The organism is Shewanella sp. 30m-14, assembly GCF_052977125.1.
Genome location: NZ_JBRILW010000033.1, coordinates 23,907 through 48,448, shown reverse-complemented (window position 1 = coordinate 48,448; position 24,542 = coordinate 23,907). Strand labels below are relative to the sequence as shown.

Here is a 24,542-nt window from a genome sequence, read left to right as displayed (position 1 = left end):
TGCAGTCATGCGAGTGATCTTGCAATAAGGCATCACTCACTGGCACGGCGTTGAAACAACACCTTTTATAGCGACGATTAAGCTGTAGTTTAAAGCCTCTGTCCGTTTAGTCTTTAGTCTTTAGCCTTTAGCCTTTAGCCTTTAGCCTTTAGCGTTTAGCGTTTCACTACAGCTGCAGTCATGCGAGAGATGCAGCATAGCTCACCGGCACTGTTATGGATTAGCACTTCCCACACCGAGCTACGTTTGCCTAAGTGGACCGCTTTTGCGGTGGCGGTAAGAATGCCATTACGCGAAGCTTTTAAGTGATTGGCGTTAATCTCTTGGCCAACGCAATAATAGTTTTCAAAGTCGACCGCGAAGTTAGCTGCATAACTGGCTACGGTTTCTGCTAGGGCCACGTTCGCCCCACCATGAACTATACCAAGTGGGTTATGTACTGCTGGGGTTGCCGGCATAGTGGCCTTCATATAGTCATCACCGATTTCAGAAATAGTGATCCCCATAGTTTGCATTAGCGTGCCTTTTCCGTGCATCCCCGCATCCATTTTCGCGCATACTTCCAAACTGACAGGCTTAAACCAAATCGACATATTGTGCTTCCACTCTTGTTATTAGTTGTTATTAGCTGTTGTTATTAGCTGTTGTTTATACTTATTACTGGGCACAGTCTACTTTGTCAGGCAGGATCTTTAAACCTGTAAGATGAGTGGTTTAAACAGGCATAGAAAGTATTGTCGAGCAGGATGTGTATTTACGCTCGGTTGATATGATGTTGGCTTACAGAGTATGAGTGAAGAGTTAAAGTTGGCCCGCGAGAATACTTAATATTTTTTGTCGATTACGCTAGAAACGTCCAACTTAGTGTGCATAATCGCGGGCCAGAGGGTAAAGAGATAAGCTGTTCTATGTTTCTTTGCTTGTTAGTGATCGCGCAGCCTATCTTGCTAAACTTAATTCTTTATTAAAGAAGATCTTCCACTGCATCTAACGTGAGCTTGATCATATCGTTTAGTGTTTGCTGGCGCTCTTCTGCAGTCAAATACAGGCCTTGGCGCAGGTGATCAGTTACCGTCATCATAGCCAATGCGTTAGCACCAAATTCAGTGGCAACACCATAAAGACCAGCGGCTTCCATTTCGACACCTAAAATGCCGTACTTTTCCATCAAGTCGTAACGGTTCTCATCACTGCTGTAGAACAGATCAGAAGAGTACAGGTTACCCACGTGATAGTTAGCACCTAACTTTTCTGCTGAGTCAGCAGCACGCTTTAGCAAGTTAAAATCGGCAATCATAGCAAAATCGGTGTCTGCAAAACGGGTTCTGTTAACCGCAGAGTCAGTACTCGCACCCATCGCCATCACTACATCCATCAACTTGATTTTGTTACTTACTGCGCCACATGAACCGATACGGATAATGTTTTGAACGCCATATTCGGTGATCAACTCTTTGGCATAGATTGAGATTGATGGAATACCCATACCAGAACCCATTACAGAGATCTTCTTACCTTTGTATTCACCGGTATAACCCAACATATTACGAACGTCAGTCACGAGCACTGCATTGTCTAAAAAGTTGTCAGCAATGTATTTAGCTCGTAGTGGGTCGCCAGGCATTAATACGGTTTTAGCAAATGCGCCATCAGCGGCATTGATATGTGGAGTCATGATACTTTCCTTACTCAAAATTAAATGCTTGCTTGCGCTATTAAACAAGCATTTCTCATTAAAAACTAACTAAAAAATAGGTTGTTTACCCAGCGGATCAACTCGCTAAACTATAAAGTAAACCTGCAATTGTACCGCTCATTAGGTTAGCTAAAGCCGCCGCAATAAGCGCCTTCATACCTAATGCACTTAAGTCGTGACGACGTTCAGGGCAAAGTGCAGCTAGGCCGCCAATCACCATGGCTAGAGAGCCTATATTGGCAAAACCACACAATGCGAAACTGATAATGATTTGCGTCTTTTCTGATAGCTGATCAGCCACTTTTAAGAAATCGATGTAAGCGACGAACTCGTTAATCACCATCTTTTGGCCGATAAATGATGCCGCTTGTGTCGCTTCGCTCCAAGGCACGCCCATCACCCATGCTAGTGGGGCAAGTATGTAACCTAAGATAGCTTGCATGGTTAGGTCTTCGATACCGAACCAGCCGCCTATACCGCCTAGCATGCCATTGACCATGGCGATAAGTGCGACAAACGATAATAGCAGTGCAGATACCGACAGTACTTGCTGCATACCCATTGCCGCACCATTAGCTGCGGCATCAAGCACGTTAGCTGGCTTGTCAGTCATATCGTCCATCACTTTCTTGATGTCGTTTAGCGGGGTTTCCGTCTCTGGCCACATCAATTTGGCAAACAGTAGACCAGCAGGCGCCGTCATAAACGCGGCAGTCAGTACGTATTTAACGTCAACACCCATCTGGATATAACCAATCATGGTGCCGCCAGCCACAGACGCTAAGCCCCCCGTCATTACCGCAAACAACTCTGAACGAGTCATATGCTTAACGAAAGGTCGCACCATAGATGGCGCTTCGATTGGGCCTACAAATATATTGGCTGTTGCTGACAATGATTCTGCGCGGCTAGAACCCAGTAGCTTAGATAAACCGCCACCGATAAGGCCAATAACCCATTGCATAATGCCGAGGTAATAAAGTACGGCAATTAACGAGCTAATAAATACCACCACAAATAGCACGTTAATCACGAAGATAAAGCCAACACCAAACTTAGCAAGGTCGCCAAATAAAAACCCTAAGCCTTCATTCGCATAGCCGATAACGTGCATCACACCATTTGATGCACCATCAAGCACCGCCTGCCCCATAGGAACATACATAACGAATGCACCAAAGGCGACTTGAAACGCCAATGCGCCGAGTACAGTTCTAAGATTAATTGCTTTTCTATTTTCAGATAGCGCTACCGCTAATCCTATAAGACAGAACATGCCGAACAAACTGATGAAAACTTCCATACATTTATTACCATTTAAATCTTGATATGACGGCAGTGTATACAGGCAGTATTTTGCTGCAAGGAAATTGGCTGAGATTGACGAAGATAAATTGAGTTTTTATCGGTTAGAGCAGCTAATTGAATCGAAACGGTAGAAAAGCATATAAATAGAAATAACCTTAAAACATAAATAATACGCAAACCCAACAGGAATGGCACACGTGGCCAGTTAAAGCAACAACAAAGCCAAAGGTTTCACTCGCAAGAACAAAGCTTAATTAGTCACAAAATGACTAATTTCAGATCCAAAAAATACAAAACTGAAAGTTTATAACTTTACTAATGACTAAAAATTATCATATTTGATGGCTAACTTAGTGTTTAACGCAAACTCTTACTTACGCACCTATTAAAAATGCTAGATATTAAGCGGAGATTAAATCTTAGCGTGTTTTTAGCAAACGTATTTAAGGTGAATGGATGATGTAATGCTTGTTCGCTTGTAAGGTCACTGAGTGCAGAAGTCGGACGCCAAAACACGCCTAAAAGGTGAGCTTTAGCGCTTCCGATACAGTGTTAACGAGCTTAAATTAAGCCTGACCATGCTCAGAGCTATGTTAAAATTAACTATACCACTACAGTTCAAAGCTATGTTCAGAGTAACGTTAGTCGTGTGAGTTTATGCTCAATACTGATAAATTCATTAGTTCAATGCATATAGATTAAGTTGGCTCTGGAATGATTGTGCCCAGCGCAGCAGTTCTACACGATTTCTCGCTTGAGTTTTTCTAAATATAGAAGAGATATGTGCCTTAACCGTATGCTCGCTAATACTCAGCTTACCTGCGATCTCTTTATTGCGTGCGCCACTCGATACCAATTGAATAATGGTTTTCTCACGATTAGTTAGCACCTCAAGTGATTCCGACTCTTCACTGGTCAAGGCTTCAGGTACATCCATTTTGCTGACTAATTGACGCAATACACTGCTCATCAACGGCCTATCGAACCATAACTCATCGGCTAACATCTTACGTAAGCCAGTTAGCAGCAGGTCCATACGTTCATTCAAAAACAGTAGACCACGGATCCCTTGCAGCAATGCAGCTTCTGCAGCAATACCTTCTCGTTCGACATGATAAAGCGCTACAGGAACATGCTTGACCAATTGAGTCGCCACCAACGGAATCCCATTAATATCGAGCGCTGCACCTTGTTGAGAAACCAGATAAAAGCAGTTATCACTACTATTGGCTTCAAGCTGTTCTACATTAGAGATAACCCGAGTTTTTAATCCGATTGACTCTGCAAGTATTGCCAAATGACAAGGGGACGCCATTTGATGCAGAAAGACGACTTCGTCAATTTTTCTCATCACTTTCCTCCCTGAAAAGTTTTGCCTGTCCGTTAAATAGAACAAACTAAAATCTAGATCCTGAAGTCATTCCCAGAACAGATTAACGCTTGTTAGCTTTAGAACGAAAGCACGATTTTAAATATTGGCCCGAGCCACATCATGTAACTCGTTATAAGCAGCAGAAGTATACAGAGTTTACCTAGTCTATGCCTAGGTAAACTGGTATAGCCAGCAAGCCTACTATGATTTTTACTGACTATGATTTTTACTGACTATGATTTTTACTGACTAAGTTTTGTGCTCAACTGCTTATCATGCAAACGGCTAAGCAACAGAATGGCTGATATTGCCCCTACTAGCGCCATTGCCATATCAGACTGCGTGTCCCATACGTACCCTTGGGTGCCTAAAAACGCTTCGGCATCTTCACCGGTCAGCTCCGCAACCCACCACTCTATAAGTTCATAGAAAGCAGAGAATGCTAAAGCAAAACAGATAGCTAGAAAGTTACACCAAGCTCCTAACTTAACAACACTGAGACGTATAAATACCTCGCGGGCCAAAATAGTCGGAATAAAACCTTGAGCAAAATGGCCGACTTTGTCGTAGTTATTACGCTGAGCGCCCGTCCAGTCGCTAATCCAATCAAATAGCGGCACTTCAGCATAGGTATAATGTCCACCCACCATCAAAATGATGCAGTGAATCAAAATCAAGCCATAAGCTAAACTCGTTAAAGCAAAACTATTGCGGGTATAGATCAGAATAGGTAATGCAATTAAGGCCGGTGCAACCTCTAAAAACCAGGTAAATTGATCTTTAGGATTAATACCTGACCAGATTAATACTGCGAAGAATATCACTAGCCACACAGCGCTTTTATTCAAAATATCGCCCTCATATACCATATTGTTCTAAATTAAGAATAAACACTTTAGCCATCTAGCCCTCCACAGTCAGTAAAAAAAGTGATACTTTGTTACCTCTGTTACGCTTTCGAAGTAAATATCAGTTGTGAAGGCTTTGCAGTCCTTAGTACATTGACAGTCTATACCCAAACCACTCCTACAACGTAGAGTTTAGTCGTCTCTGCGGTGGCACTAAGTATACATAATACATATAAACTAAAAGGGTACATAAATCATGGCGAAACATTCGCTGGACAAGGATAAAATTAAGATCCTGCTGTTGGAAGGCGTCCACCAATCTGCGGTAGATGTATTTGAACGTGCGGGTTACACCAACATTGAATATCACAAAGCATCACTCGCTGGAGACGAATTAGCCTCAGCGACTAAAGATGCCCACTTTATTGGTATCCGCTCCCGTACCCAATTGACTGAAGACGTATTATCCCAAGCCGACAAACTCGTTGGCATTGGTTGTTTCTGTATTGGTACTAACCAAGTCAGTCTCGCTGCAGCTGAAAAACTGGGGATCCCTGTATTTAACGCACCGTTCTCAAATACGCGTAGCGTAGCTGAACTCGTACTCGGTGAGATCATCATGTTATTTCGTGGGATCCCACAGCGTAATGCGCTAGCTCACCGTGGTGGCTGGCTAAAAAGCGCTTCAGGAAGCTATGAGGCTCGCGGTAAAACCTTAGGGGTTATCGGTTACGGCCATATTGGCACTCAGCTAGGTATTCTTGCTGAAACCTTAGGTATGCGCGTTGTCTTCTTTGATATTGAAGATAAACTGCCGCTGGGTAATGCACAGCAAGTGCACTCACTACAGCAACTGCTATCGATTGCCGATGTGGTGAGCCTACACGTACCTGAAACACCACAGACAAAAGAGATGATTAGCTATGAAGAGCTAGCTTCTATGCGTAAAGGCAGCATTTTAATTAATGCCTCTCGCGGCACAGTGGTTGATATCGATGCGTTAGCGGCATCACTAAAAGAGCAACACCTTGCTGGTGCCGCCATCGACGTGTTTCCTGTTGAGCCTAAATCTAATGACGATGAGTTTGTCAGCCCACTACGCGGCCTAGACAATGTCATACTCACTCCACATGTGGGCGGCAGTACGGCAGAGGCTCAAGAAAACATCGGTATCGAAGTCGCTGGCAAACTGGCTAAATACTCAGATAATGGTTCAACCATGACAGCGGTGAACTTCCCTGAAGTGTCACTGGCTCAACACTCTGGTACTTCGCGCTTACTGCATATTCACCGTAACCGTCCGGGGATTTTGATCCAGATTAACTCCGCGTTTGCAGAAAAAGGCATTAACATTGCTGCTCAGTATCTACAAACCACGGCTGAAATTGGTTACGTGGTGATGGAAGTCGATTCTGATAAGGCTGACGAAGCGCTAATAGAGATGCAAGCGATTGAAGGCACGATTAGAACTCGATTGCTTCACTAATAAAGTTCATTAAAGGTCAACAACGTCTAATTCACTAACTGAAGTTGAACGTCTAGTCCTTTAGCAAACTGCACTGAATAAGGCCGTATAATCACATTATACGGCCTTTTTTTTGTCTTGATGATAGCAATGAGTTTGAACTGCTGCGCTTGCGCAGTAAGATTTTAGCGGTACAATCATTGTCCTTATTGGTTTAATTCTTGGATCCTCTTATGACGCTGTCAACTTCTCAGCCAACTTGGCCTCTTAATGGACAACAGCCTGAACTGCTTTTTTCTGAATTAACACACTTAGGCTTAATCTCTGTCACTGGAGAGCAAGGCCGCAGCTTCATTCACGGCCAAGTGACCACCGATATCAGCTCGCTTGAAAGCGACCAATGGCGCTGGGGCGCTCATTGTGATCCTAAAGGTAAGATGCTGGCCAGCTTTAGAACCTTCGCTAAAGGTGACACCCTTTTCTTAATGATGCCAAAAGACACCTTGGCACTTGACCTACCACAACTGCAAAAATACGCCGTATTTAGTAAAGCTGAACTTAGCGACGCAAGCGATGCTTGGTTATTGTTAGGTGTGGCTGGTGAACAGGCAAAGGCTTGGTTAACCGCGCAGTTTGGTGAACTAAATAACGAGCTGACCTTAATCGATAACGGCATGATTATTCATGATGCAGGTCGTTATATCCTCGCGATTGCAGCAGAACAAGCCGCTAGCCTAGTGGCGAATATCGAGCAAGTTATTTTCGATGCTAGCGCATGGCAAGCCCTTGAAATCACTGCAGGATACCCTAATTTAGGCGCTAATCATCAAGGTCAATTTGTACCGCAGATGTGTAATTTACAGGCGGTCAATGGCATCAGCTTTAACAAGGGCTGCTACATGGGCCAAGAAACCATTGCTCGAATGAAGTATCGCGGTGGTAACAAACGCGCACTTTATATTGTTAGCGGTACCGTAACAGCGCCATTAACCAATGAAAGCCAACTTGAGATTGCACTAGAAGATGATGAAGGCTTCCGCCGTGCGGGGACTATCATCGAATCTGTACAGCGTGGCGAGCAAGTGTTGTTAACTGCAGTATTAGCCAACGATACCCAGCTCGATGCTAAGTTAAGAGTTGCTGCCGATGCTGGCTCTGAACTGAGCTTAATTGCACTGCCTTACTCGCTAGAAGAGCAAGACTGATAGTAATCACTATCAGTTCTGCAGTCGCTTTTTATCAGTGTAGGCAGTAACAAATAGACCGAAAAAAGGCGCGTTATGCGCCTTTTATATTTAATGCTCAGCAATCTTTACCATAGGCTCAATGCTACTCACTTTCGTTGTGGGCATCACGGATCTTAATTGCCTCATCAATTATCTGTTTAAAGTGTTCCACCAACTCAGGATCAAACTGTTTACCCGCCTCGCTCTCAATGAGTGCAACCGTTTCTTCCACACTCCATGCTTTTTTATAGGGGCGGATAGAAGTTAATGCATCAAACACATCCGCGATTGCTACAATGCGACCTTCTATCGGGATCTCTTCTCCCACTAATCCATTAGGATAACCGCTACCATCCCACTTTTCGTGATGCGTTAATGCTATTCGACGGGCCATTTCTAGCAGGGGGTCATTGTGATCACCAATGATTTCAGCTCCAATTTCGGCGTGGCGCTGCATCTCAACCCATTCATCCTCATCCAGTTTTCCAGGCTTTTTTAGAATAGAATCAGGCGTGCCTATTTTACCGATATCATGCATAGGTGCTGCGTTATAAATAAGTTCGCAATACTTATCGGGCAGGTCAGACTCTATCGCCAACAATCGAGCATAATGACTCATTCTTATAACATGCAGGCCAGTTTCATTATCTTTATATTCTGCAGCCCGGCCAAGGCGACGAATGATTTCAAAACGAGTCTCTTCTAACTCTTTTGTACGCACTTTCACTTCTTGTTCGAGCAGACGTTTTTGATCATACAAGGTTAAATGAGTTTTTACCCTCGCTTTCACAACGGGTGCACTAACAGGTTTAGTGATGTAATCAACTGCGCCTAGCTCAAACCCTTGAGTTTCGTCGGAAACATCGGCGAGAGCGGTCACAAATATCACTGGGATATGGCAGGTTAATGGATCTTGCTTAAGCCGTTTACACACCTCATAGCCATTCATTCCCGGCATCATCACATCAAGAAGAATAAGATCCGGTGTGGTTTTAGCCGCTAAAGCCAACGCTTTAGGGCCATCAATGGCCACCTTCACTTTATAATCTCCGCCTAGGATCCCCACCAAAATATCAATATTCTCAGGGGTATCATCCACTACTAAAATGGTGGCTTTATCCATTAAACCCGTTCTCCTTTTAGTGCTCATTGAAGAGGCGTATTTATCAATCTATTTGCTAAACTGTTACCCCGTCAAAGGGCATTATTGAGTGCTAAACGGTTATCCCGTCAAAGAAGCATTATTCAGTGCTAAACGGTTATCCCGTCAAAGGAGCATTATTCAGTGCTAAACGGTTATCCCGTCAAAGGAGCATTATTCAGTGCTAAACAGTGCTTCAATAAGCTCCGCGGCCTCATCAAATTGGTAACTGTTGACCATGTTTACCGCTGGGCTCATTTTTTGCCACACCGGCTCCGAAACCTGCTCGCGAATATCAGTCATTTTATCCACGGCGTCTGAATCCGCCTCTTCTAGCATAGTTAATAACTCACGCACTGCAGTTGCCAACTCTGCTTCAGACAATAAGGTCTTACTCTTTTCTGGCAGCTTTACATCATCTTGCTCAAGGCGTGATAACCATTTTGCAATGGCGTTACAAATCGAGTCGATAAGTTCGCCAAGTTCTACTAATTCAGCGTTAATATCTGCAGTCGTTGAGTCGAGTAACTTGGATTCTATTTGCTTAGCAAGCTCTACAAGTTGGGGCGAACACAAATTACCAGCAACCCCTTTTAACGTATGCGCATATCGAATCGCATCATTGCTTTTTCCCTGGCTTAAGGCGAGATCTATTTGTTCAGCCGTATGGATTTGACCATGATAAAAGCGCTCAAAAATCCTGCGATATAAGCGCACCGAATTCTGCACCAGCTGGAGGCCTTTATCGATATCTAATGCTTGATGCTGTGGCCAAAACAGCACCGCGTCGTCTACAACTCTTGCTGTAAAATCGGCAGGGGTAAATTCACTGTTACCCTCGCCCAAATATTCAAGCAAAGTGGTGTAAAGCAGCGACACCTCAATCGGTTTGGCAATATGATCATTCATACCGGCGCGCAGGCACATCTCACGATCCCCAGCCATTGCATTTGCGGTCATGGCAATCACAGGTAAGTTGGCAAGTTGTGGGATTTTTCTGAGTTCTTGAGTGGCTTGATAACCATCCATGACTGGCATTTGGCAATCCATCAACACCAAATCAAAGGTATGTAGAGCGAGTTTGTCTAGGGCAACTTGACCATTTTCTGCAATCGATAACACCACTCCGACTTGCTCAAGAAACTCTGTTGCCACCTCCTGATTCATCTCATTATCTTCAACCAATAAGATGCGCTTACCCTGCAATTGTGCCAGCAACTGCTGATTAACATCACAGCCCTTGCGCCTAACTGGCATGGCGCCATTCTTGCCTAGCGATAGCATGATACCGTCGAGCAAACGCGAAGCACTGATAGGCTTAGTGATATAACCTGCAATATCACTTTGCTCTATCTGCTCGATGAACGCCTCATTAGCGTGGGCAGAAACCAGTAACACTTTAGGCGGATTACTGTTTTCAGATATGATTTTAGTCGCCGCCTCTACACCGTTCATCTCTGGCATTAACCAGTCGATTAATGCCACCGGGTAGTCTTGATTCTTGCAGCGCTCTACCGCTTCCAAACCACTTCTAACCGTGTCGACTTCAAAGCCCATGCTCTCTAAGGTTGAGCGTAAAATATCTCGCGCAGTTGCATTATCATCAGCAACTAAGATCCGCATGCCTTCGACTTCTTGACTGACTTTGAGTAGTTTTTTATCCGCAATATTTAAGCGCACTGTAAAGTGGAAAGTACTGCCGTTTCCAAACTGGCTATCGACGCCAATTTCGCCGCCCATCAATTCCACCAGCTGTTTACTAATGGCCAAGCCTAACCCTGTGCCGCCATACTTACGTGTGGTTGACGTGTCGGCCTGACTAAATGATTTAAACAGTTTATTGCGCTGCTCTTCTGTCAGCCCGATGCCACTATCACGCACACTAAACTTGAGTAATATGTCGTCGTCAGCCTGTGCGAGCTGGCTAATAGACAGCAGAATTTCACCCTGCTCAGTGAACTTAATGGCGTTATTCATTAAGTTAATCAGCACCTGGCTTAAACGCAGCGGATCACCTTCTAAATGCCTAGGAATGTTGGGAGCAACCGCAAACAATAACTCTAGCTGCTTGTCTGCCGCTTTCGCTGAGAACATGTCACTGAGATCTTCGAGCATGGTATCGAGCTGAAAGGGTACGGATTCGATATCCAGTTTTCCGGCTTCAATTTTAGAGAAATCCAAAATATCATTGATAATGCCAAGTAAAGATTGAGAGGCTCGATCTATTTTCTCGACATAGTTCAGCTGTTTTTTATCAAGATGGGTTTGTAAGCAAAGCTGGGACATGCCGATAATGGCGTTCATCGGAGTGCGAATTTCATGGGACATATTCGCCAAAAAGTCGCTCTTAGCCTTACTGGCTGCATCAGCACTGTCCTTAGCCTGCTGCAGCTCAACCGATAGCTGCTTAAGCGAAGTAATATCAGCCATCGATAGCACGACTGACTTTGACTCGCCCTGTTTATCTTGTAATCGGGTCAAAGTGAGATCCATCCACATTAACTCGCCAGAATCGTTTAGTAATCTCACTTCGGTGGTAATGCTGTCATTACCATTTTCAGTAAGCTCCCGGAACAAGGCCTTGGCATCATCACGATCTTCGCTGTATTGATAGTCAAAGAAAGAACGTCCTTTGAGCTCAGACGTCGCCACTTGCATGTATTGACTAAATTGCTCGTTACAGTCGAGTATGCTCCCGCGTTCATCAACATTGACAATGCCGATCCCAGCATTATCAAATAATGCCCTAAAGTGAGCTTCGCGATCCTCGAGCTCTTTATCGATTTTCTTACGATCGGTAATATCCATTAAATAGCCATTCCAGGTAATGCAACCATCGGCGAGTACACTGCCGTGAGCACCAGCCTGTAGCCAGCGAATATCACCGATGGGATGACGATACCTAAACTCTTCGGTCCAGCGTAAACCCTTACTACTTTTACCCGCCAATGCCTCAATAATGCGTAAATGATCTTCACTGATGATGCGCTCTGCAACTTGATCAAAGTTATTGAGCACTTCATCGCGATGAAGACCTAAGGTGGCTATGCATGCGTTAGATAGGAAAGTAAATTTACGTTCGGTATTGCTACACCAATGTAACTGGTAAACCGTACTAGGGATAGACTCGGTAATCGTCTCAAGTTGTTGCTGGGATTGGGCAATTTCTTCTTGGGCTAATTTACTGCTGGTAATGTCGTTGATGCTGCCATCGAACCACAGCACATGCCCATCATCGCCATATATCGCGTTACCTTTTTCATGCACCCAATGGATACTGCCATCGCGATGTTTTATGCGATATTGCACTTCAAAACTTTTATGCGCTAATAGCGCATCTTCTATCGTTTGACTGGTGGATGCCAAATCCTGTTCAACAATCAAGCTGACAAAGCTACGAGTCGCATTCTCAATAAAATCCGATGCAGGAAACCCGGTAATATCGATGATGTTTTCGCTGACATACTCCATCACCCATAACTCACCAATACGCGTGCGATAAACAGCGCCAGGAATATTAGTGACTAAACCTCTAAAGCGATTTTCGCTGTCTTTTATACGCTGAGCGACTTCAAGTTCGACCGTCATATCTCTCACTGACGCCGCGATTTGACGCTTGCCATCGGCATCTACGGGGAGTAAACCTAGGCTTATTTCAACCGGAAACTCACTCCCATCTGCTTTCACTGCCATCAAGATAGAGGATGAGTCAAAGCCCATTTTTCGGTCGCGTCCTTCGGCGACAAACTGAGAACGGAAATCGGCATGATTGGCGCGGATTGCCTCTGGCACCAATTCATCTACTGACATCGCCAGCATCTGCTGCTCACTGTAACCAAATAGCAATTGGCAGCGGCTATTGGTAAACACCAGCTTGCCCGACTCATCCACAATAAGCATCGCCTCTGGTGCAGATTCGAGTACCGCATTCGACCATGCCGCGGCAGAAAACTGCTCAGTGACATCGTTAAATAATATCTCAATCGAAAGCAGCACTTTTTGGTCAGATAATAACGGCTGCATAAATACATCTAAATGACGTAATTTACCCGAAGCATCAATCATCTCTATCTGGTGTGGCGGTACATTTTCACCGAGCAATGCTCGGTCCATATACTGCCAATTAACTTCGTTTATGGGATTGTCGGAGAACATACGCTGATATTTACGTTTGAGTAGTTCAGCTGAGACACCTAAGACTTTCTCGACCCCTTCGCTCACCTGATCTATCTGACCACTTGGGTCAACCGAGCAATAAAATGACTTATCACTCATACCATCAATCAACTTAGCAAAACGATTACCGCGAGAATCAAGCAGCGCTTCTTCACGCTCTTCTAACACCTCAGCCATATCATTAAATTTATTGGTTAAGGTCGCGATTTCACTGGCGGCTCCGTGGGGTTTTTTTATCCGTTTGGTTTTTCCCGCACCGAAGGCAACAATCCCCGCTTCTAACTCTTCAATAGGCCGAGTTAAGCGCCGAGAGGTTATATAGCCCGTTAATAACAGCAAAATTGACAGTAACAATAAGTTGAGACTTAAAGAGGTAAAGTCACGAAGAAACTCGTTATGGAGATGACTTTCAGCGGTCATAATCACCACCCGCCAATTCAACGTAGGTACCACCCCAACGCTGGCTAGATATCGTTCTCCTAAGCTGTCTTCTATATAGGAATAACCTGCACTACCTCGGTTAACTAAATCGATAAACCCTTGGTTATCAGCTGTTTTAGCCAGCCATTTATCTGCACCTCTTTGCAGCAACAATCCCTGATTATGATGATAAATAAGTTGACCTTTTTCATCTATAACAACGATACGTTTGGGCGAGATCCCAACCATATTAGGAATTTCATTTAGCGCTAAATCAACCGTCACGACGCCCAAGAAAGGGGGCTGTTCACCAAAGGGTTGAGAAAAGCTCACCATCAACACATTACCCGCCCCTTCATCCACATAAGGTTGCGACCAATAACCATTGATATCATTGATGGCTTTACTCCACCAGTCCCACTCACCGTTGGTATAATCGTAGCTATCGGCGCCAATGTCTAAGGTCAAAACTTTGCCATTTTCTCGATAGGCGTAAGGTGCAAACAGTTCGCGGTTATCAATAGCGAATTTGCTAAACGCGATGGCACTGCCGTAGAAATCGGCATGCCTATCAAGGCGACGGGTTAGCAGCTGTTTAAGCGTCATTTCATCAGCGTATAAGTCATCGTCATCCGCTTCAGACAAAAAATCGGCAATAGAGCGCGTATCGGTTTCTGCGGTTTCTAAGAAATACTCTAAATGCAGGGCAGCGCTCTGCGCTTTTTGGCCAAGCTGCTCATAGATATCTTGCTCTTCATCTTGATAATTCAGCCAAGCATTAATACTAAAGACCACCGTCATAATAGCGATAAGAGGCAGCGCTATTTGCGATAAAATTCTACTACGAAAAGAACGAAGTCTGCTCATATCCATAATCCACAGTGGTTAACGTTTTATTGGCTTACAACAAAGAGCGGCCATACTATCTTGCTAGAAAGGCCTGTCACGCTCTTTAGCAAAAACACTCAAACACAGTGTAGGCAAGGCTGTGACTTTGCACCGAATAAAAGAGACCCATTTACTTCTTATTAGGCACTAACTCTATGATGAACTTGAAATAACGACTTCATTAAATCACCTCAAGCATCAGCATTCAACACAAAGCCAGTTTATTTATTGAGCAATGCAGTGTCGGTTTTTAGTCCATTCTGCAGTCAATATTGCTATCTACGAGCCGAAAAACAAATAAGTCAGTAAGGATACGATCCTATTAAGATACCAATACGTAATAACAAAATGCGTAATCACTAGGGAAGATTAAACATGACACATGAAACATGTTAAATTGATTATGGCTAGAGAAAGTAGTTCTTGTAACAGGGGAAGTCATGAGTACAGAAATTGTCAGCCTGAACCACGTATCTAAGGGCTTTACTGATGGTGATAAATATCATCAGGTATTAGCCGATATTAACTTAACGCTCAATGTCGCCGACACAGTCGCACTGACAGGTCCTAGCGGAAGTGGTAAAAGTACCTTACTCAACATCATTGGCGGTTTTGAATTTATCAAGCAAGGCCAATTGTTTCTCAACTCAAATGACACCACCCTCTGGCAAGATAAACAGTGGAGCCAATTTCGACGCCAACACCTCGGTGTTGTTTTCCAGCAATTTAATCTGCTAACCCCGCTCAATGTTCGTGACAATATCGCTTTTTCACTGCGCTTGAACCAACAGAAATGGAGCCCATGGTGTGATTACTTAATTACCCAGCTTGGGCTTGATGACGTAAAAAACAGACATGTAGAAACCCTCTCAGGCGGCCAGCAACAACGGGTCGCTATTGCGCGCGCACTCGCTCATAAGCCGCAGCTATTATTGGCCGACGAACCGACAGGTAACCTCGATGAGAAAGCCGGTCAGCAAGTTATGGCGCTCCTCACCCAACTCGCCGAGGAGTCACAAACCAGTATTTTAATGGTGACTCACAGCAATGAATGCGCCGCTTTTATGAAAAGGCGCTGGCACCTAGAGCAAGGGCAAATCCATGAGTAGCGGCTCAAATAACGGTTCAGGTTTTGGCCTAACGATACGCTTAAGTCTGGGCGTGTTTGCTCGTCACTACTTAAAATCGCCTCTGCAAGCGGGGGCTATTTTACTCGGTATTATCCTGGCGGTAACCCTGCTTATTGGTGTTAGAGCCACCAATGAAAACGCAGTGCGCAGTTACTCTGAAGCGACGGAGCTACTAAGCCAAAGGGCGCAGTTATTACTCACGCCAATCACAGGCAAAAAATCAATTGATGAGTCAGTTTATTTTACTTTAAAACAAGCAGGTATAAATCAAGCCTTAGCGGTAATAAACGATACCGTCACCGATGAGCAAGGCAGACGTTGGGATATACAAGCGAGTGATTTAGTCGCCGCCTTATCAATTCAGAGTCAGAGTAAAAACAAGAATCACACCTCAAGCACGGCGATAAGCAGCCCAGATAAAAGCCACCGCTCGCTATTATCAGCCAACCTTCCTTTAGCAAAGTTGTTATCTGCTGCGCCGTATATTTTGATGAGTAAAAGCTTTGCCGACAACGTTGCTCCCAAGGGGGAAATACAGCTTAACGGCAAAACGCTTAATGTTATTTCACTCGATGATAGCCTAGGTCTCGGCAACGCCATTTTAATGGATATCTCTCTTGCACAGCAGCTACTCAATCGACCCGGTCAATTAAGCTATATCGCCCTATTTGGTCAAGCCGACACGCTTACCGAGCAGGTCAAGCAAGCCTTTAATGAGCAGACGAGTGAGCATTTTGATTTTGCCGTACAAGATGACGGTGAAGGCCTCACCAGTTTAACCCGTAGTTTTCACTTAAATCTCACCGCCATGAGCTTATTGGCATTTGTCGTCGGACTCTTTATCGCCTATAACGGCGTGCGCTATAGCCTGCTCAAGCGACAAAGGCTGTTAGTGCAATTACAGCAGCAAGGCGTGCCACAACGGGCATTACTGGTTGCATTACTCATCGAGCTGTTCAGTTTAGTGCTGCTCGGTTCGCTTGCTGGATTTATTCTTGGCTTGCAGTTAAGTCACTGGTTACAACCTATGATTGCACTCACACTCGAGCAGCTTTATGGCGCAAGGCTGATGCCTGGGCTTTGGCAGTGGAGCTGGCTATATCAAGCCGTTGGGTTGACTTTCTTTGCCGCCCTGCTTGCTTGTTTCCCACTGTTTACCACCTTAGCGAAACAACCTTTAGCACGTAGTGCGAGCCGCTATGAACAGCAAGGTCATGCTAAGAGGCAGCAAAGAAAGCTATTTTTTATCGCGATCTCTCTACTCTTGATTAGCGCGGTTTTGTTTCCGTTTACCCAAGATTATCAACATAGCCTGATATTATTAGGCGTAGTAACCATTGCCATACCACTGCTATTGCCGCTGGCGCTGCAAATGGGGCTATCGGTGGTGGAGCGTATTACACGTAACGGCCTGTGGCAGTATGCCGTGGCTGAAAGTAAAGAGCTTATTGCGCCACTGTCGCTGGCGATGATGGCCATGCTACTGGCGTTAACCGCCAACATTTCGATGAATACCTTAGTCGGCAGTTTTGAAATCACCTTAAAACACTGGCTCGACGACAGACTGTATGCCGACCTGTATATCCGCCCACCCAGCGATAAAGTGACCCAAACACAAGCGTTATTAGCCGAGCTACCTAAGGTTACCGCAATATATGGCCAGTGGATCCATAATAGCCATTATCAAAAGGCCCCTGTCAGCCTAATGACCCGCGATGCGCATTCACTCAGAAACAGCAACCAGATAAAAGCGCAATCGGATCATCATTGGCAGCACTTTTTCAGTGGTAATAACCTCATGATCAGTGAGCCGATGGCAATCAAATACCAACTTAATGTGGGTGATAAAATCAGTCTACCTGAGTTTGACAAGGTATCGCTTGCCCCCTTGTCCATTGGTGCCATCTTCTATGATTACGGTAATCCATTGGGTCAGGTCATTGTAAGTCAACATACTTGGCAGCAGCTCAAGCTCCCCACACAGCCCACCAGCATTGCAGCTAGCTATGCTAACAATATCACTGAACTTGAATTGATACTGCAAACAAAGGTGCCACTGTCACCCGCACAGATGTATAACCAAACTAAAATAAAGCAGCGCGCACTTGAGATCTTTAAACGCACTTTTTCTATCACTTTGGTACTCAATAGCTTGACCTTAGTGGTCGCGGCAATTGGCCTTTTCAGCGCTTGCCTAATGTTAACTCAAGCAAGGCAAGCGCCCTTAGCGCGGCTTTACTCCCTTGGAGTGAGCCGCTATCAGTTACGTACTTTAGTCTGTGGCCAAATGCTGCTTATCGTACTATTTACCTGCTTACTTGCTCTGCCAACTGGCGCATTACTCGGCTATTTACTGATTAACAAAGTCACTTTACAGGCCTTTGGCTGGAGTATTGCCATGGTTTGGGACTGGCAGGCCTACTTTAGAGTGCTTGTTATCGCCATGATTGCCAGTGCGATTGCAGTAATATTGCCGCTATTTTGGCAGACCAGAAAACCACTCATTAGCAGCTTACAACAGGAAGCACTATGAAACTGTTCTGTTATTTACTCCTTCTGTTTTCACTCTGCGGTTGTGACTCAGAGCCAGGCAGTACACCCGGTATGGGACAGCTATTAGATGGTAATACTCAAGGTTATGCGCCAGTGTTGCCCGGCGTAGCACTCACGTTTCCGGCGGACCATCAAGCACATGATGATTTTCGCCAGGAATGGTGGTATTTAACCGCGAATCTAAAAACAGACACAGGTGAAGAACTTGGCCTGCAATGGACACAGTTTCGTATCGCGCTTGCTCCACCCAGTGTTGATGAAAATGAAACCAGCAATAACAAAGCCACTCAATCAGCTTGGCAGACTCAGCAGTTATATATGTCGCACACTGCACTCACCAGTAAGCAACTACATCTAACCGAAGAAAAGTGGTCAAGGGGTAATCAATACTTTGCCGGCACACAAACCTCGCCCTTGATTATTCAACAAGATGGTTGGCAATGGCGCAGCGACAACGAGCAACTGTTTCCTGCAATACTGTCGGTAGTCACTGCTGACTTTAATTATCAATTAACCCTAGATAGTCAGTCGCCTTTTCAACTGCAAGGCGAGCGAGGCTATAGTCGTAAAAATGCCAGCGGCACTGTTGCTAGCTACTACTATAGTCAACCTTTTATCAAGGTCACAGGCACTATCGAGCAAGATGGTAAAACCACTCATGTTTCGGGTGATGCCTGGCTTGATAGAGAATGGAGTTCGCAGTTTTTATCAAAAACTCAGCAGGGCTGGGATTGGTTCGCCTTAAAGCTAGATGATGGCTCTGCATTAATGTTATTTCAGCTAAGGGATAACAGTGGTGACAAACAGCACTTTTATAGTGGCAGACGTATGTACTCTGACGGCAGGGGTCATAACATCAGCACAGATCAAATATCAATGACTGCAACCGCATGGCAGCAAACCCCGTCAGGGCGCTACCCTGTCACTTGGCAGATAGCGATCCCCTCGGAAAACATCAAGCTTAACACTCAAGCGCTCAATAGCGACTCAAGCATGCCACTGTCTATCCCTTACTGGGAAGGCCCGATCAAAATATCGGGTAGCCACAATGGCTTGGGCTATATGGAACTCACTGGATATTAACCACTAATCTTTGCCTTTATTGGGCAAGTACACGGCTTACAAACTGTCATTCCCGCCCCGCCAAACAAGAACGATTATCATTAACCAAGATTCTGAATATTTTGAGTTTTTAATGTAGCGCAAGCTAACATTTCGTATGGATGAAATTCAAACAAGCCTATAGTGTTTAATGGTAAATTTGCGAACTAGATCACCATCAAAAAGTTGATCTTTGTCGACAAAAAACCTCAATACCCCTTGTGAGGTATACCCACAAAATCTATGAGGTCTAGACTCGATATCAACCTTGGTAGATAGCAACTGCACTACTTAAAGAACAGCGTTATTTACCCCATTATAAAAGGTAACAAGATGAGCCAAGAATTTCATATTACCAGTCTAGTGGTGCATGCCGCGCCCCATGCTGTGACAGAGATTAAGAGCAAAATATCTGCTCTAACAGGCACCGAAATACATGCCGTTACTGACGAAGGCAAGTTTGTGGTCACCGTTGAAGGTGAGACCCAGCGTGCCATCCTCGATAGCGTTGAAGCAATAAACGCCTTAGAAGGCGTTATTAATAGCAGTTTGATTTATCACCAAGTCGATCCAGTTGAAGAGAAGAGTGAGGAACACCATGAGCATTAGCCGTCGCGAGTTTCTAAAAGCCAACGCCGCCGTTGCAGCTGCAACAGCCGTCGGTGCGACTCTGCCAGTTAAGATAGTTGAAGCTGCAGAGCAAAAAGATAGCATCAAGTGGGACAAAGCACCTTGCCGTTTTTGTGGCGTGGGTTGTAGCGTTCTCGTGGGTACAGATAATGGCAAAGTCGTTGCCACTAAAGGTGATCCAGAAAGCCCTGTGAACAAAGGCCTTAACTGTATTAAAGGCTACTTCCTTTCTAAGATCATGTACGGCAAAGATCGCCTTACTACACCGCTTTTGCGCATGACAGATGGTCAATATGATAAAGAAGGCGAATTCACACCAATCAGCTGGGATAGCGCGTTTGATATCATGGCTGAGAAGTGGAAGCACACCCTTAACACCAAAGGGCCTACCGCTATTGGTATGTTTGGTTCTGGCCAATGGACAGTTTGGGAAGGTTATGCTGCCTCTAAACTACACAAAGCGGGTTTCTTAACTAACAACATCGACCCTAATGCCCGTCACTGTATGGCATCTGCGGTTGTTGGCTTTATGCGTACATTTGGTATTGATGAGCCTATGGGTTGTTATGATGACTTAGAAGCTGCTGATCAGTTTGTGCTTTGGGGCGCCAACATGGCTGAAATGCACCCAATCTTGTGGGCTCGCCTATCAGATCGTCGTCTGAGCAGCCCAACAAGTCGCGTACACGTATTATCAACTTACGAAAATCGTAGCTTCGATTTAGCCGATAACGCCATGGTTTTCCGTCCACAGTCTGACCTAGTTATTCTTAACTATATTGCTAACTACATCATTCAAAACGATGCGGTAAACAAAGACTTCGTTAATAAGCACACTAAGTTTGCTCTAGGTACAACGGATATCGGTTACGGTCTTCGTCCAGAGCATCCATTAGAGCAAAAAGCGAAAAACCCAGGTAATGGTAAGTTTGCGCCAATCAGCTTTGATGAGTACGCCAAGTTTGTGAGCACCTACACGCTTGAATACGCAGCCCAAATGAGTGGTGTAGAACCAGAAAAGCTAGAGCTTATGGCTAAAGCGTACGCCGATCCAAACGTGAAAATGATGAGTTTGTGGACCATGGGGATCAACCAGCACACACGTGGTGTTTGGGCGAACAATATGCTGTACAACATTCACTTGCTAACCGGAAAAATTTCAACGCCGGGTAACAGTCCGTTCTCACTAACAGGCCAACCGTCTGCTTGTGGTACTGCGCGTGAAGTGGGTACGTTTGCACACCGTTTACCTGCCGATATGGTGGTAGCAAACCCTAAACACCGTGAAATAGCTGAAAAACTGTGGCAATTACCAGAGGGCACTATTCCGCCAAAGCCTGGTTTCCACGCTGTATTGCAAAGCCGTATGCTTAAAGATGGCAAGCTGAACTGTTACTGGACTATGTGTACCAATAACATGCAAGCCGGTCCAAACATTAACGATGAAATGTACCCTGGTTTCCGTAATCCTGAAAACTTCATTGTCGTGTCTGACCCCTATCCGACGGTTACAGCTATGGCGGCGGACTTGATTCTACCAACGGCAATGTGGGTAGAAAAAGAAGGCGCTTATGGTAATGCTGAACGTCGTACTCACATGTGGCACCAGCAAGTTAAAGCACCTGAAGGCGCAAAATCTGACTTGTGGCAGCTAATGGAGTTTTCAAAGCGCTTTAAAGTATCTGAAGTATGGCCCGCTGAGCTGATTGCTAAGAAGCCTGAGTACGCTGACAAGACACTTTACGACGTACTTTATGCTAACGGCGTTGTGGACAAGTTCCCTGCTTCTGAATGTAAATCTGAGCTAAATGATGAGTCTGATGCATTTGGTTTCTACGTACAAAAAGGACTATTTGAAGAATATGCCCAGTTTGGTCGCGGCCATGCACACGACTTAGCGGACTTTGATACTTATCATGAAAACCGTGGTGCACGTTGGCCCGTGGTGAATGGCAAAGAAACCCTACGCCGTTTCGTTGAAGGTAGCGATCCTTATGTTAAGGCTGGCGAAGGCTTTAACTTCTACGGTAAGCCAGACGGTAAAGCGGTTATTTTCGCCCTCCCCTTTGAGCCTGCAGCAGAGGAACCAAACGAAGAATATGATATCTGGTTATCAACCGGCCGTGTACTTGAGCATTGGCACACAGGTTCGATGACAGCTCGCGTGCCAGAGCTTTATCGCGCCTACCCAGATGCACAAATCTTTATGCATCCTGAGGATGCTAAAGCACGTGGTCTAAAGCGTGGTGATGAAGTGATTGTGGCTTCACCTCGTGGTGAAGTGAAAACCCGTGTTGAAACTAAAGGCCGCAACAAACCACCAAGAGGCGTGGCATTTATGCCATTCTTCGATGCGCGCCAGCTGGTCAACAAGTTAATACTTGATGCGACGGATCCGCTGTCAAAAGAGACAGACTTCAAGAAGTGTCCAGTTAAAGTGATGAAAGCGTAAGTCTTTCACAAACAAATTTAACTTAATCGCTTGAGCAAAGCGGAGAAAAGGCAGCAAATGAGTACGGTCAATCAAAGTAAGTTCAAAGCAAAAGGCGTTAATCGCCGTCAGTTTTTAGCCACATCGGCAAAAGCAGGCTGTGCGATGAGCTTACTAGGAATGGGATTAACGGCAGTTGCAAAACAATCAACTCAATTAGACCCCTTCGCGATTAGACCGCCAGGAGCATTAAGTGAAGATGATTTTCTCTCGGCCTGTGTGCGTTGTGGTTTATGTGTAGAAGCTTGCCCTTACGACACCCTCAAACTCGCTCGCTGGTTTGAGGGTGCGCCAACGGGCACGCCTTACTTTACTGCGCGCAAAATACCCTGTGAGATGTGTGAAGATATCCCCTGTGTTAAGGCCTGCCCTTCGGGTTCGCTTGATCACAATTTAACGGATATTGAAGACGCTAAAATGGGAATTGCGGTACTTATCGATGAGAAAAATTGCCTGAACTTTAAAGGGCTACGTTGCGATGTTTGTTACCGGGTTTGCCCGCTAATTGATGACGCTATCACCCTTAATATGCAACACAATGCCCGTAGTGGTCATCACGCCATGTTTTTACCTACAGTCAACAGCGATAGCTGTACAGGCTGCGGTAAATGCGAACATGCTTGCGTGCTAGAGCAAGCTGCGATCAAAGTGTTACCGACTCATGTTGCTTTAGGTAAAACGGCAGCACACGATACATATATCAATACCGAATCCACCACACTTGAGATGTTAAACAAGGGGCTTGCATTATGAGCCAACCACTAAAGCAAAAACCGACAACACATGGTTTTGCGAAGGCGGCAATTAAAGAGCTAGGATGGTGGCGTGCCCACAAATTCCTATTTCTTCGCCGCCTAAGCCAAGTCAGTGTCTTTGCACTGTTTGCCATTAGTCCTTTGTTAGCACCTTTATTAGGATTGTGGTTGCTTAAAGGCAACCTCTCTACCAGTGAAGCCTTAGGTGTGGTGCCTTTATCTGATCCACTTACCACCTTGCAGGTGTTGCTGACAGGGCATCTACCCGAGCTTAGCCTCATACTCGGTGCCGCCATTATTGCTTTGTTTTATGCAGTGCTAGGCGGGCGAGTATTTTGCAGCTGGGTCTGTCCCGTGAACATAGTGACAGATCTTGCAAGCTGGTTACGACGCAAACTGAACTTGCCGCGTACAACGCAGATGCCTAGAAACTTACGTTACTATCTGCTAGCACTTGTGCTCGTTCTGCCAGTCCTTACAGGCCTTACAGTATGGGAATGGGTTAACCCTGTACCTATTTTGTATCGCGCCGCATTGTTTAGCGCTGGCAGCGGTTTATGGATCTTAGCAGCTATCTTCTTACTGGATCTATTTATCAGTGAAAGAGCATGGTGCGGACACTTGTGCCCAACAGGTGCACTCTTTGGCCTACTCGGCAAAGTCAGTCCGGTAAAGGTATCTGCCGTCAATGCAAAAGCGTGTGACAACTGTATGGATTGCTTTGTTGTATGCCCTGAAAGACAGGTCTTAAAACCTGCACTTAAAGGAAAACAACCTATGATAATCAGCAGTGATTGCACTCAATGTGGCCGATGTATCGATGTTTGTGCTCAACGCGTTTTCCAGTTTAAAAATCGAAAATATCAAAATCGAATTGCCCTAAAGGCGGAGAACACCCAATGAAAAAACTACTCACCTTAGCTGCGCTAGTGATGGCGCTTAGTGCTTGCACTGGTCAGCAAGCGAACACTCAAGCAGAGCCGGTAAACATCAGCTCACTTGGTAAGTCTGAGATCACAGATATTCGAGCCGCCGACCCAGCGCCGCTTTATCCAAAGCGTGGAAAATCTATCGAGCGTACTTTTGTACACCAGCCGCCGATGATCCCACACAAGGCAGATTATCCAATCACGCTAAAGAGAAATGGATGTATCAGTTGTCACAGCCCTGCTAAAGCTAAACGTATGAAAGCGACTGCAGTGGACCCATCGCATATGTTAGCTGATGGCAAACTAAACAACGAATATTACAACTGTACTCAGTGTCATACGCCACAAGCAGAAAACAAGCAGCACTTAGTTGAAAACGAGTTTTCAACTCAGTAAGTACTGAGCTGTTTTCA

Annotated in this window: 17 protein-coding genes; 10 read left to right on the top strand and 7 right to left on the bottom strand. The window is 45.1% G+C overall.

Annotated features, from left to right (window positions below; translation table 11 throughout):
• Positions 1–155: 155 nt before the first annotated feature.
• The 5 genes from ACVBIU_RS18655 to ACVBIU_RS18635 all read right to left on the bottom strand — a co-directional run bounded on the left by ACVBIU_RS18655 (position 156) and on the right by ACVBIU_RS18635 (position 5,224).
• Positions 156–593, bottom strand: a complete 438-nt coding sequence (locus ACVBIU_RS18655; protein WP_447164522.1) for a PaaI family thioesterase — start codon at positions 591–593, stop codon at positions 156–158.
• A 371-nt stretch (positions 594–964) separates the two neighbouring features.
• Entirely contained in the window at positions 965–1,678 is a 714-nt protein-coding gene (deoD, locus tag ACVBIU_RS18650) for a purine-nucleoside phosphorylase (protein ID WP_447164525.1), read from the bottom strand.
• Between the two features lie 94 nt (positions 1,679–1,772).
• Positions 1,773–2,999 (bottom strand): NupC/NupG family nucleoside CNT transporter, encoded by a 1,227-nt coding sequence (locus tag ACVBIU_RS18645; RefSeq protein ID WP_447160911.1) that lies wholly within the window; start codon positions 2,997–2,999, stop codon positions 1,773–1,775.
• Positions 3,000–3,683: 684 nt separating this feature from the next.
• The gene (locus ACVBIU_RS18640; RefSeq protein ID WP_447160910.1) at positions 3,684–4,355 is read right to left on the bottom strand and encodes a response regulator transcription factor; all 672 of its coding nucleotides are present in this window, start codon (positions 4,353–4,355) and stop codon (positions 3,684–3,686) included.
• Positions 4,356–4,618: 263 nt separating this feature from the next.
• Complete coding sequence (locus tag ACVBIU_RS18635) at positions 4,619–5,224, bottom strand: DUF2238 domain-containing protein (RefSeq protein WP_447160909.1); 606 nt, start codon at positions 5,222–5,224, stop codon at positions 4,619–4,621.
• Between the two features lie 256 nt (positions 5,225–5,480).
• Here ACVBIU_RS18635 and serA point away from each other — a divergent pair, with 256 nt between their 5' ends.
• Together serA and ygfZ are read left to right on the top strand one after the other, a co-directional pair.
• The gene (gene serA, locus ACVBIU_RS18630; RefSeq protein ID WP_447160908.1) at positions 5,481–6,710 is read left to right on the top strand and encodes a phosphoglycerate dehydrogenase; all 1,230 of its coding nucleotides are present in this window, start codon (positions 5,481–5,483) and stop codon (positions 6,708–6,710) included.
• Between the two features lie 212 nt (positions 6,711–6,922).
• A complete protein-coding gene (ygfZ, locus tag ACVBIU_RS18625) occupies positions 6,923–7,894 on the top strand; it encodes a tRNA-modifying protein YgfZ (protein ID WP_447164521.1) in 972 nt (323 codons plus the stop codon).
• A gap of 124 nt (positions 7,895–8,018) precedes the next feature.
• Here the strand turns inward: ygfZ and ACVBIU_RS18620 are convergent, their stop codons facing one another.
• On the bottom strand, positions 8,019–9,038 hold the full coding sequence (locus ACVBIU_RS18620; RefSeq protein WP_447164520.1) for an HD domain-containing phosphohydrolase: 1,020 nt from the start codon (positions 9,036–9,038) through the stop codon (positions 8,019–8,021).
• Between the two features lie 192 nt (positions 9,039–9,230).
• The gene (locus ACVBIU_RS18615) at positions 9,231–14,525 is read right to left on the bottom strand and encodes a PAS domain S-box protein (RefSeq protein ID WP_447164519.1); all 5,295 of its coding nucleotides are present in this window, start codon (positions 14,523–14,525) and stop codon (positions 9,231–9,233) included.
• Between the two features lie 455 nt (positions 14,526–14,980).
• On the opposite strand from ACVBIU_RS18615, the gene ACVBIU_RS18610 reads away from it, so the two are divergent.
• The 8 genes from ACVBIU_RS18610 (at position 14,981) to ACVBIU_RS18575 (ending at position 24,525) form a co-directional block, all read left to right on the top strand.
• Positions 14,981–15,649 carry an ABC transporter ATP-binding protein gene (locus ACVBIU_RS18610; RefSeq protein ID WP_447164518.1) on the top strand — a complete coding sequence of 223 codons (669 nt, stop codon included), beginning with the start codon at positions 14,981–14,983 and terminating at the stop codon, positions 15,647–15,649.
• Complete coding sequence (locus tag ACVBIU_RS18605; RefSeq protein ID WP_447164517.1) at positions 15,642–18,203, top strand: FtsX-like permease family protein; 2,562 nt, start codon at positions 15,642–15,644, stop codon at positions 18,201–18,203. Before ACVBIU_RS18610 ends, ACVBIU_RS18605 begins: the two co-directional genes overlap by 8 nt.
• Complete coding sequence (locus tag ACVBIU_RS18600) at positions 18,200–19,306, top strand: lipocalin-like domain-containing protein (protein ID WP_447160902.1); 1,107 nt, start codon at positions 18,200–18,202, stop codon at positions 19,304–19,306. Before ACVBIU_RS18605 ends, ACVBIU_RS18600 begins: the two co-directional genes overlap by 4 nt.
• Positions 19,307–19,657: 351 nt before the next feature.
• Positions 19,658–19,933: a chaperone NapD gene (locus tag ACVBIU_RS18595; protein WP_447160901.1), complete on the top strand. Its 276-nt coding sequence runs from the start codon at positions 19,658–19,660 to the stop codon at positions 19,931–19,933.
• Positions 19,923–22,406: a nitrate reductase catalytic subunit NapA gene (napA, locus tag ACVBIU_RS18590; RefSeq protein ID WP_447160900.1), complete on the top strand. Its 2,484-nt coding sequence runs from the start codon at positions 19,923–19,925 to the stop codon at positions 22,404–22,406. Before ACVBIU_RS18595 ends, napA begins: the two co-directional genes overlap by 11 nt.
• A gap of 57 nt (positions 22,407–22,463) precedes the next feature.
• A complete protein-coding gene (gene napG / locus ACVBIU_RS18585; RefSeq protein WP_447164516.1) occupies positions 22,464–23,198 on the top strand; it encodes a ferredoxin-type protein NapG in 735 nt (244 codons plus the stop codon).
• Entirely contained in the window at positions 23,195–24,103 is a 909-nt protein-coding gene (napH, locus tag ACVBIU_RS18580) for a quinol dehydrogenase ferredoxin subunit NapH (protein WP_447160898.1), read from the top strand. Before napG ends, napH begins: the two co-directional genes overlap by 4 nt.
• A complete protein-coding gene (locus ACVBIU_RS18575; RefSeq protein ID WP_447160897.1) occupies positions 24,100–24,525 on the top strand; it encodes a nitrate reductase cytochrome c-type subunit in 426 nt (141 codons plus the stop codon). Before napH ends, ACVBIU_RS18575 begins: the two co-directional genes overlap by 4 nt.
• Positions 24,526–24,542: the final 17 nt, after the last annotated feature.

What these genes read in the sequence shown, in the direction of transcription:
- ACVBIU_RS18605 (WP_447164517.1), top strand. Translation starts at nt 15,642, where the DNA reads ATGAGTAGCGGCTCAAATAACGGTTCAGGTTTTGGCCTAACGATACGC.
- ACVBIU_RS18615 (WP_447164519.1), bottom strand. Translation starts at nt 14,525, where the DNA reads ATGGATATGAGCAGACTTCGTTCTTTTCGTAGTAGAATTTTATCGCAA.
- ACVBIU_RS18645 (WP_447160911.1), bottom strand. Translation starts at nt 2,999, where the DNA reads ATGGAAGTTTTCATCAGTTTGTTCGGCATGTTCTGTCTTATAGGATTA.
- ACVBIU_RS18575 (WP_447160897.1), top strand. Translation starts at nt 24,100, where the DNA reads ATGAAAAAACTACTCACCTTAGCTGCGCTAGTGATGGCGCTTAGTGCT.
- ACVBIU_RS18595 (WP_447160901.1), top strand. Translation starts at nt 19,658, where the DNA reads ATGAGCCAAGAATTTCATATTACCAGTCTAGTGGTGCATGCCGCGCCC.
- ACVBIU_RS18655 (WP_447164522.1), bottom strand. Translation starts at nt 593, where the DNA reads ATGTCGATTTGGTTTAAGCCTGTCAGTTTGGAAGTATGCGCGAAAATG.
- napG (WP_447164516.1), top strand. Translation starts at nt 22,464, where the DNA reads ATGAGTACGGTCAATCAAAGTAAGTTCAAAGCAAAAGGCGTTAATCGC.
- ygfZ (WP_447164521.1), top strand. Translation starts at nt 6,923, where the DNA reads ATGACGCTGTCAACTTCTCAGCCAACTTGGCCTCTTAATGGACAACAG.
- serA (WP_447160908.1), top strand. Translation starts at nt 5,481, where the DNA reads ATGGCGAAACATTCGCTGGACAAGGATAAAATTAAGATCCTGCTGTTG.
- napA (WP_447160900.1), top strand. Translation starts at nt 19,923, where the DNA reads ATGAGCATTAGCCGTCGCGAGTTTCTAAAAGCCAACGCCGCCGTTGCA.
- ACVBIU_RS18600 (WP_447160902.1), top strand. Translation starts at nt 18,200, where the DNA reads ATGAAACTGTTCTGTTATTTACTCCTTCTGTTTTCACTCTGCGGTTGT.
- napH (WP_447160898.1), top strand. Translation starts at nt 23,195, where the DNA reads ATGAGCCAACCACTAAAGCAAAAACCGACAACACATGGTTTTGCGAAG.
- ACVBIU_RS18640 (WP_447160910.1), bottom strand. Translation starts at nt 4,355, where the DNA reads ATGAGAAAAATTGACGAAGTCGTCTTTCTGCATCAAATGGCGTCCCCT.
- ACVBIU_RS18620 (WP_447164520.1), bottom strand. Translation starts at nt 9,038, where the DNA reads ATGGATAAAGCCACCATTTTAGTAGTGGATGATACCCCTGAGAATATT.
- ACVBIU_RS18610 (WP_447164518.1), top strand. Translation starts at nt 14,981, where the DNA reads ATGAGTACAGAAATTGTCAGCCTGAACCACGTATCTAAGGGCTTTACT.